Here is a 9,341-nt window from a genome sequence, read left to right as displayed (position 1 = left end):
CTTTATAAGATAAGATATCTAACTTCATTAATAGTTCATTTACCAATTCTGTAAGATAAAAATCACTATTAAAATTCTTATCTAAATCTTTTAATTTGTTGAATTTATTATTCTTTATTCTATTTTTGAAGCTCTCCCAAACCTCAAGTAAGACATCACAACCTTCCTTAAAATTATTTTCCCTAAATAATTCATATCCTATATAAATTTTCTGATCCAACTGCTCATCACATTTTCTATTATCAATAAGTCGATTCCACAATATCCAGGCAGCTACCCAGATAAAGTCCCCTTCCCGACCTGAAGCATTAATATGATACTCATTATACCAATCATCTGACAATTTTGAAGCAGAATGATAATTTTTAGCATTTTCTTTGAATTTTTTGATTTCAAAATCAATACCATAAAATTTTAGCCTTGAAATAATTGTTTGAGTATCTAATTTTTCCACATCTTCTGGAAAAATACTCTTCTTAGGATTTTCAAAATTAAATTTATCTTTTTTATCAAGACAACACTTTTTGTATTTTTCACCACTTCCGCATGGACAAATATCATTCCTACCTAATACAGACAAAATAACCCCTCCAGAATTAATAATTAATTGAAAATATCTTTACATATTCATTCATAATTTCTATATTTGTTCCACTATGCCGCTGCCGTCAAGCTGATAATAACTGCTCTCTGCACATTCTCTACACAAAACTTTGTCATCTTTTTGAACAGCTTTGGCAGCCATTAATTTCTCTCCACATTTACTGCACTCAGCATCAGCAAAAATAGGTGCATAATCAGGCAGCTCAATTTTTAGATTTTCTTCAATCTTAAAGAATTTATCAATATCAGCTTCAATTATCTCAAAAGCTATCTCCTGCCAGACTTCCTTCATCTTTTTTTCTTCTGCCTGACTTCCATTTCTATCTGCTATAACTTTTTTAAATAATTCAGCTGCTTTAGGATATTCACGCTCAATAAAATTAGAATCCTTGAGGTAATATCTCAGATTATCAGTTGAATCACCTCTTTTGACAAAGGTGACTGCTGTTTTACCAAAATCACGATAGATAAGTGAGTTATTGCCAAAGGTAGTGCCGGCAGTATATTGGATGCCGTCACTAAAGCAGCTGTTGGTTTCTACCACAGCCAGCAGATCCTCCATTCCATCATTATCCGCTCCAAGTCTTTTTAATGCATCTGCAGCAGCCAGCACTCCCAGGGCAAGATAGGGACAGTAGTGGCCGTGCAGTTCTCCCGCCTTAAGCAGCAGATCATTGAGATTCTGATATTTGATCAATTTATTAATCTGATAGCGCGGTGTTTTTTTCTGCAGAGACAGTGTAGGCTGGTCCATAAAAGAAGCATAGGGTTTGATATCAATCACTGGTGTTCCGTCTATTGCATCAAGCCCATAGACATGCAGTTTATTGCCCTCTCTTTTTAATAATTCAACAGTTGTAATTCCAATTGGGCTCGGTCTGCGGGGACTCCTGGAGGTAAAAAGGCCTCTCTCCGGCCCCTTCCTTCTTTTGCTGATTAAATCATAACCTTCTGATTTATGAAAATAGAAAAGGATCTGCAGATACTCATAACCCTCTATTTTGTCAAGACCATCCACATATTCTGCTTCAACTTCAATAACACTTTTTGTTTTTCTCATCTCATCCGAACCGACCGGTTCTTTATATTTGCTTCTAACTTCTGCTATTTTATTTACTTCCATTGTCATCTCCTTAATTCTTCAGTTTTTCTGAGCATTCTTAATACAGATTCTTCCCTGACATAATTAGCAACTCGATTTAGATCAATCCACTTTAAATTTTTAGATTCGCTGCTTTTTTCTAATTCTTCCTCAGCATCTGCTTTTAGTAATAATCTTAGGTCATAGTGAAAATGTTCAGCCTCATTTTTTGCAGCAGGTATTCTGTGAACATCAAGATCAAATATTTTCTGATCGACCAGTGAAAGAGAATTTAAACCTGATTCTTCTGCAGCTTCTCTTAAAGCTGCTGTTTGAATTAATTCTCTTTTTTCTAAATGTCCACCGAGCTGAATCCATTTATCCAGTTTCTGGTGATGGTGGAGTAAAACTTTATCTCCCTGCTGATTGATTATCCAGGCAGAAGCTGTTAAATGTCCTTTTGGATTAGTTCTCAAATAATTATCTTTATTATTGATTAAAAAATTTATAATCTGACTTTTATATCTTTTCTCTGCCTGACTGGCCGGCTTATATTTTCTAATTTCCTCTAATATCTTTTGAAAATATTTCAAGTAATGACTCTCCTTTTTGACTTTAAAGCATTTTAATAATATACTTGCTTGTAGTATTATTCTAAAAAATTTTGGATAAATAAGAAAGTTGGATAAATAAGAAAGGATGTAATTATGGAATTGAAATCTATAGGTACCATTCATACCCCATATAAAAACAATGATGCACCATTTCAGCCTCCCCAAACTACTGAGGGAAAAGAATTTTTTATAGAATTAGATGAAAAGTATTTAGAAGGTCTTAAAGATCTCGAAACCCTTAAATACATTTATCTGCTCTACTATCTTGATCAGGGTCAGGAGCAAACTGATTTAACTGTTAAAACTCCCTGGTCAAACAAAGAAATCGGGCTCTTTGCCACCAGATCACCCAACAGAATCAATTCTATCGGCCTCAGTGTAGTAGAGCTGCTTAAAATTGAAGCCAACAGGATCTATATCTCCAGCCTTGATGCTTTTGACGGCACTCCTCTTTTGGATATTAAACCATATATGAAAGATTTAGATACTAAAGCTGATGCAAATCACGGCTGGCTGGAAGAGGAAGATTTTAAACATCTTCAGCTGCATATAGATGGAGAAGCCCACTAATCTTCATTTTAAAAATTATTGATTTCTATTATATATAATTCTTGATTAATTTAAATTTCCCTGTAAAAATATTAAGGCCGGGAAAATCCCCGGCCTGGTTTTAAAACAATTGAATTAAAAACTAATATTAAAATTATTTTTTGATTTTTGTACCGCTGTAAGTAAAGGCATCACTATTCATCTCCAGGCGGTCATCTTTGATTTCTGCAATGATATTACCGCAATTTTCACAGACAAAGTTTTTCCCTTTAACTTTTCCATCATAAAGCCTTGTGATTTTTGATTTCCAGCAGCGGAGAACTCTGCCCTGGCCAATTTTTTTATATTTAAAAAGTTTGGTTTTGCATTTAGCACATTTGATTGTCAGCATAATATCAATCCTCTGATTGAGTTAGATAATAGTTTTTGCGGGCAAAATAGATTAAAGTCATCCAGATTCCAAAAGGCACTAAAGTTAAAGCAACTAAAAGGACAGTTACCCAGATATTTGTTTCCATCTGCCTGGAATAGTAGATCAGTGCAGTGACATATAAAAGTACAGAAATTGTGCCGATGAGATATAAATTACTATTTGCACTAATTATTATGTTAGAAATGATCAAAATAAGTATTGAGGCTAAATATAGTTTGCCAGCTTTGTTTGAAATAAAAGCGTTAAATATTGATTTAAGCATTATCCCGCTCCCTTCTGTTTATATCTATTAATTTAATTATAGCACAGACAACTTTATTTTAATAATTAAGCTCCAGTCCCACTCCAACTTCCTTAAGATCAACTACTATTTACGCAGATAATATTTTTCACCATTATATTCTGAAACTATAATTTTATGATCAGCAATCAATTCTGACCCAGCAGACCAAAACTAAATTTATAGAGAAAATAATCAAAACTATTTCCTGACAGATTTCCGAAATTAATCATTCTGACCGCCAGGTTTATAGCTGCAAATTGATCTGATCCATATTCAGATTTAACTCTATTTATCATTTCCTGGTCTGGCTGACCCTTATTTTCTGTCCAGTGCTGAGCATAGACCAGGGCTAAAATCTGATCTTCCGGACAGTCATTCAGCTCACCTGAAAGCAGAGAATCTAGTTCTTTTTGACTGATGCCAGCCTTTAATGCTAGTTTTGAATGATAATAGGAGCAGTAGCGGCAGCCGTTGACTTCAGTCACCGCCATCATCAATCTCTGCCTGAATTCAGCATCAATTAGCTCTCCTGCTTCTAATTTTTTTATCCGCTCCCTATTTTCTATAATAAATTTAAATTCCTCAACAAATTCTCTGAAACTATTAAAAGTTCTCTTTTTAAATTTCTCCATATTTACTCCTTCAATTAAGAAATTATCTTATTTTGATTCAGTTTAATTAGATATTAATTAAGATTAGGGCCACCACTGTCATTACAATCGAAGCCCACTCTTTAGTCTTTAATTTTTCCCCGAAAAAGAGGTAACCGGCTGCCGTGATTAAGACGATGCTTCCGGCACTGAAAATTGGAAAGACAACTGCCGTTTTAAGATAATTTAAAGCACTGATCAAAAAGAAGGAAGAAAATAAATTGGGAATCCCGACTGCAAATCCGGTCAGCAGTTCAGACTTTTTGGGCAGGCGGCCAACCTTCTTCACACTGTAGAAAAAGCTGATCAAAAAGGCAGAAAAGAAAACCCAGAATAAAAATAAGACCTTGTAGTCGACCAGGGCATATTTTTGAAAAATCTTATTGCTGAACTCTGCAATTCCCCCATAGATAAAGAGAAAAATCAAATTCAGTCTCAGCGCCTGCCTCCAGTTTTTATTAAAGGGAAAATTGACCAGAACAATTGAAGTAATGGCCAGCAGAATTCCAAGCCACTGCAGGTCCTCCGGGTACTCCTGCCAGATAATTATTGCAAAGAGCATCGGAATTAAAATTCCCAGTTTGCCGAAGGTTCCAGCCAGGCTGGCTCCATTTTCGCGCACACTCTTTTGATAGTAGATAAAAGATGTAAAGAAAAAGATTCCGGCAATCAAACCAACCACTGTTGCCCACTGCTGGCTGGACTGAGCAGAAAATATTCCCTGTCCCTTAAAGATTACCCGGCTGAAATTGGCACTGAAGTCACTCTGATTAAAGTCGAAAAACTTAATTCCCTGATTAAAAATTAAAACCAGAGAAACTGCAGCCGCCGTAAAATAATTGGCTGAGGTGATTATGTATCTGTTTAGATTATTGGATTCACTGAATTTAAAAATTAAGGCTATTGAAGAACTACATAAGACGGCTAAAAGTAAATAGATCAATTATACACACTCCTAAAAATTTTTCTATTTTTATCATTTATAAATTTAATAAATTTGCTGCTGGCTCTCTTAATTAAAATCATGAGAAAAACTATTTTAAAGCTGTCAGATATTCTGCAGCCGTTTCTCTGTGCTTCTGCAGTTTATCGGCATCCATTCTGTCTAAAATTGAAAGCATCAATGACATCCGCGGATTATCTGCAAATTTATCCCTGTTTTTATCCAGAAAGCGCCAGTAAAGCCCATCCCAGATCTCCGCCCACTTGCCGGTTTTGTAGTGACTCATTTTTTGAATATAATTGCTGGATGAAATATAGGGTTTGGTCATCATCTCGGGATACGAATACTGACTCATACCGTAGATGTTGGCAGACATAACCCATTCATAGGCATCGATAAACATTTCCATAAACCACTTAAAAACCTGATGCTGATCCAGTTCAGAAAGCAGAAAGAAATTCCCGAGCACCATTAAGCGCTCAATGTGATGGGTATAGGCATAATCCACTGCTTTTTTAATTGAATCATCCAGGACTTCAATTCCTGATTCAGCCTGATAAAACTGCTCCGGAAAATCACGCCGGTGCTTAAAAAAGTCACTTTTTTCCATAGCTTCCGACTCTAAATCATAAAGTGCTCTCACATATTCCCGCCAGCCGATTATCTGCCTGATAAACCCTTCCACTGAGGCAAGCTCTATTTCGCTATTTTGATAGTATTCGAGTACAGCCTCTATAACTTCCTTAGGATTTAAAAGTCCGATATTTAAACTCGCTGAAATCAAAGAATGAAAACCAACTACAATATCTTTTTCAAAGGCATCCTGATACTTACCAAAGTGCTTTAATTTATTCTGAATAAAATCAGCTAAAAGTTCCTCTGCCCCTTTTCTGCTCACCGGATAAAAGAAATTGTTAAGGTCTCCTGGGTTATCGCCAAAATTTTGCTCAACATATTTTTTAGCTGCCTTAAGCTCGCTGTTATCAAATTCAGGCAGGGCAGGAATCTCAATCTCCTGAGAAAACTTCTTTCTGTTTTTAGAATCATAGCTCCATTTGCCGCCCTCCGGTTTCCCACTGGAATCGACCAGGATCTTAAGTCTCTTCCGCTGCATCTGATAGTACTGGTGCTGGAAAAAATCATGGTCCTTAAAAAATTCAGCATTCTGCTCTCTGGAAGTCAAAAAGTTGGGGCTCTCCAAAATTTTGAGTTCAATTCCTGCTGCAGCTGTAATCTCTTTAATTCTACTTTTCAGCCCTTTATTGACTGGGTCAAAGACTGTCAGACTCTTAAGTTCAGTTATAATTTCTTTCAGATCAGTTTTATATTCAAAATAGCTGAGTTCAGCTTTACTTTCTCCTTTCAGCTCCTGATAAAAGTTCTGCATTGAAGCTCGGTGGAGCAGCAGTTTTTTCTGGTTGTAGTTGTATTTTGTAAAATACTCTTCTGCTTCATAGAGAATGATATTTTCTATCTCCATAATTTTAATCTGACTAAAAAGCTGGTTTGGTAAAACTAATAGATTTTTTATCATTTTATCATTTCCTCTACTTTTTTAATAATGATAAATAATCTGCAGAAAGCTGATCTGTTAAATAAATATTTTCTGCAGTTTTATAAAAGTTCTGTCCTCCGCGAAAAGCTCTTAAGGCTTCTATTTTTAATATCAACGGCTGATTGGTTCTCCGTCGAGCAACCTTTTCAGCTTCTTTAACGCCAAGACTTAAGTGAACATAATTTCTGCCCATCGGCTTCAGTCCGGTGGTCAGTATTTTTTCTTTAACCTCCGGTCTTGTTCCGTGGTAGAGAAATTCCGGTGGTTTAACTGCCTGATAGTCGGGATTAACTCCCTCAATACTGTGGCCGTAGTTGGCTCTGATTCTTTTTCTATCCTCTAAAAAGCTGAAGCGGCCTTTGGAATCATTTTTGACCAGCTGAATTAAATCAGCTTTTGTGAGATCTTTAAACTTTCCTTTTAGTGCCTGCAGAAGCTGATCAGTTTTAACTGAAGCATCTGGATTGAGTTTTAAGTCAAAGTCTTCTGGATGGTGGCGCAAGATATAAGAGACGGTTTTTGAAAGTTTAGTTTTATTCATTTAAAAACACCCGAATTCAAATTTTTATTCTGAACTAATTATGCAGCGGCAATCTCATTAAAATATCAGTCTGTTCATCTTCTCCAAGTTTGAAAATATGGGAGTCAAATTTTTCAAAACCCTGCTTCTCATAAAATCCTATCGCTTTCTCATTTTCCTCCCAGACTCCAAGCCAGAGATAGTCTAGACTGTTAGTTTCAGCAGTCTCTTGAGCTCTATCCATCAGCAGCTGGCCGATATGCTGTCCCTGATACTTTTGCAGCACATAAATCCTCTGAATCTCAAGAGTGTTTTCATAGCCGGATTCTGTCTGAGCCTGATCGAAATTAACTTTCATATAGGCAGCTGTTTCTCCTTCAACCTGAACTAAATAATATTTTGAATAATTATCTTTTATTTCAGATTCTAATTTTTGCAGGGAGAAATTATTTTTTAAATAATTTTCCATATCCTCTTCTGTATTTTGGTTAGAAAAAGTCTGGTAAAATGTCTTTTCACAGATATTCTTGAGCTCTTTTAAATCATCTATACTTACTTCTTTAATTTTCAAATTGTTCATAAGCCAACTATTACCTCCCCAAAATTTAAAATAGATTATTAAAGTAAAGTCAAATATTTCAGCTCTTAACTATTTTCTTCTGCCTCAAAAAGTCCCATAATCTTATTTAAAACAGCTCTTGGATTCTGCAGAAACTCTGATTGAAAGAATTCAAACTGCTCATCTTTCATTTCAGCTATCAGTTTATTACTTTTAAACTTAATCTCAACTTCTCCTACCTTAAAACCTGCAATTTCTTGATTCTGATCAAGATTATTGTTTTCTAAATTTAGCCTAATCTCTTTTTTGAGCCGCTTTAACTCCAGCCAGAGCCGCCACTCTTTTAAGGAGCGGATGCTAAGTTCAGGCAGGGTATCAGCTTTTTTGAGCAGCATCAGGTTGGAATAAATGTGGCTGCCGCTGACTCCATAGCCCTCTGATTTAATTTTTTTGCCGAGCTGCTGCCAGCTTTCAACTTCAAAGAGCAGATAGTTCCGATCAGTTTTTCTGCTGCTGGAGGGAAAGTCAATCGTTTCTCTTTTGACAATTTTTCTATTCTTAATCCGGCCGTAATAGCGGACTCCACTCTCTTCGCCAAATTTTCTTTTACTCTGAAAGATAGCTATGTATTCTAAATTATAATTTAAAACTGACTGCTTTAGTGGTAGATAATAAAGATTATTGTCCAGCAGATACTGCAGCTGCTTTTTGCTGCTTAGTGATCCAAGCAGCAGGTCAACCTTAAATTCTACCTCAGGTCTAAATTCATCAGCTGCAGCCGGCAGCAGGTTCCGCTTAAAGTTGCTCTGAGCTGATTCGTCAATAATATTTTCTAAAAAATCGGCTAAAAGTTCTGTGCTGCCTGGTAAAAAGGGAAAAGCTCCAATATTGACTCGATCGATACTCTGGTAGAATTTATGTTCTTTGAATCTTTTTTCTTTATCATGATAAGGAAAAAGCACATAGGCTCCGACCATTGTCCGCCGGTAATCTTCCCCCATTTCTGCTGCCACTGCATCCCGGTAGCGGTGCATGGTATTGATATCTGATTCTTCCGGGCCAGGAATCTGATCATATTTCTCTCCATATCTGGTGCCCTCTTCTGCATTATTGAGCCTGTATTTAGCATCAAAGATAAATTTATACTGATGCTCAGAATCATTTTTGCTTAAGGATAAAATATTATCCGGCTTCTGATTGGTGGTAATCCCATCTCCACTGGAAGTATTGTAGCTTAAAGTAAACTTCTCACCGGTAATTGGATTCTGATATTCAACCTCTGCTGAGGCTCCCTGTGAGAGGGTGACATTAATCCCGCTGTAATCTAAGTCAATGATATTGTTTTTGACCAGCTTATATTTATCCTGGAGCAGGCTATTTAACTTGAGAAAGGTCCAGTATTCATAGAGCTGCCAGAGCTCCTTAATTGAAAGCCTGAAGATATCTCCATTGAGAGAAAGCCCCTTTAAAAGCATCAGGTAATATTTATATAATTCCTTGTAGCCGGGGGCCATCTGCAGCACCAAAGAAATCGAATCAATCTTCTGCAGC

Annotated in this window: 12 protein-coding genes; 1 reads left to right on the top strand and 11 read right to left on the bottom strand. The window is 36.2% G+C overall.

Going from position 1 to position 9,341, the window contains the following annotated elements; all coding sequences use genetic code 11:
• The 3 genes from CI949_RS12655 to CI949_RS12645 all read right to left on the bottom strand — a co-directional run.
• Positions 1–580, bottom strand: a 580-nt coding sequence (locus CI949_RS12655; protein WP_290767048.1) for an SEC-C metal-binding domain-containing protein, incomplete at its 3' end; no start/stop codon positions are given.
• A 60-nt stretch (positions 581–640) separates the two neighbouring features.
• Entirely contained in the window at positions 641–1,726 is a 1,086-nt protein-coding gene (tsaA, locus tag CI949_RS12650; protein WP_290767046.1) for a tRNA (N6-threonylcarbamoyladenosine(37)-N6)-methyltransferase TrmO, read from the bottom strand.
• A 2-nt stretch (positions 1,727–1,728) separates the two neighbouring features.
• On the bottom strand, positions 1,729–2,277 hold the full coding sequence (locus CI949_RS12645) for an NUDIX hydrolase (RefSeq protein WP_290767044.1): 549 nt from the start codon (positions 2,275–2,277) through the stop codon (positions 1,729–1,731).
• 114 nt (positions 2,278–2,391) lie between these two features.
• Between CI949_RS12645 and tsaA (CI949_RS12640) the strand changes: the two genes are divergently transcribed.
• Positions 2,392–2,868 (top strand): tRNA (N6-threonylcarbamoyladenosine(37)-N6)-methyltransferase TrmO, encoded by a 477-nt coding sequence (tsaA, locus tag CI949_RS12640; protein ID WP_290767042.1) that lies wholly within the window; start codon positions 2,392–2,394, stop codon positions 2,866–2,868.
• 133 nt (positions 2,869–3,001) lie between these two features.
• Here tsaA (CI949_RS12640) and CI949_RS12635 read toward each other — a convergent pair whose 3' ends face one another.
• The 8 genes from CI949_RS12635 to CI949_RS12600 all read right to left on the bottom strand — a co-directional run.
• Positions 3,002–3,238: a hypothetical protein gene (locus tag CI949_RS12635; RefSeq protein WP_133529619.1), complete on the bottom strand. Its 237-nt coding sequence runs from the start codon at positions 3,236–3,238 to the stop codon at positions 3,002–3,004.
• A gap of 4 nt (positions 3,239–3,242) precedes the next feature.
• Positions 3,243–3,542, bottom strand: a complete 300-nt coding sequence (locus tag CI949_RS12630; RefSeq protein WP_108139446.1) for a hypothetical protein — start codon at positions 3,540–3,542, stop codon at positions 3,243–3,245.
• Positions 3,543–3,709: 167 nt separating this feature from the next.
• Positions 3,710–4,195 carry a carboxymuconolactone decarboxylase family protein gene (locus CI949_RS12625; RefSeq protein WP_133529620.1) on the bottom strand — a complete coding sequence of 162 codons (486 nt, stop codon included), beginning with the start codon at positions 4,193–4,195 and terminating at the stop codon, positions 3,710–3,712.
• Positions 4,196–4,241: 46 nt separating this feature from the next.
• On the bottom strand, positions 4,242–5,156 hold the full coding sequence (locus CI949_RS12620) for an SMR family transporter (protein ID WP_108139450.1): 915 nt from the start codon (positions 5,154–5,156) through the stop codon (positions 4,242–4,244).
• Positions 5,157–5,247: 91 nt separating this feature from the next.
• Positions 5,248–6,690 (bottom strand): cryptochrome/photolyase family protein, encoded by a 1,443-nt coding sequence (locus CI949_RS12615; RefSeq protein WP_290767036.1) that lies wholly within the window; start codon positions 6,688–6,690, stop codon positions 5,248–5,250.
• 13 nt (positions 6,691–6,703) lie between these two features.
• Complete coding sequence (locus CI949_RS12610) at positions 6,704–7,252, bottom strand: RNA 2'-phosphotransferase (RefSeq protein WP_290767034.1); 549 nt, start codon at positions 7,250–7,252, stop codon at positions 6,704–6,706.
• A gap of 34 nt (positions 7,253–7,286) precedes the next feature.
• The gene (locus CI949_RS12605) at positions 7,287–7,811 is read right to left on the bottom strand and encodes a GNAT family N-acetyltransferase (protein WP_108139458.1); all 525 of its coding nucleotides are present in this window, start codon (positions 7,809–7,811) and stop codon (positions 7,287–7,289) included.
• A gap of 65 nt (positions 7,812–7,876) precedes the next feature.
• Positions 7,877–9,341 (bottom strand): nuclease domain-containing protein (locus tag CI949_RS12600; protein WP_290767032.1); only part of this gene is annotated, 1,465 nt, incomplete at its 5' end.

It is taken from the genome of Halanaerobium sp., from assembly GCF_003070835.1.
This window is presented reverse-complemented; position numbering and strand designations above follow the sequence as displayed.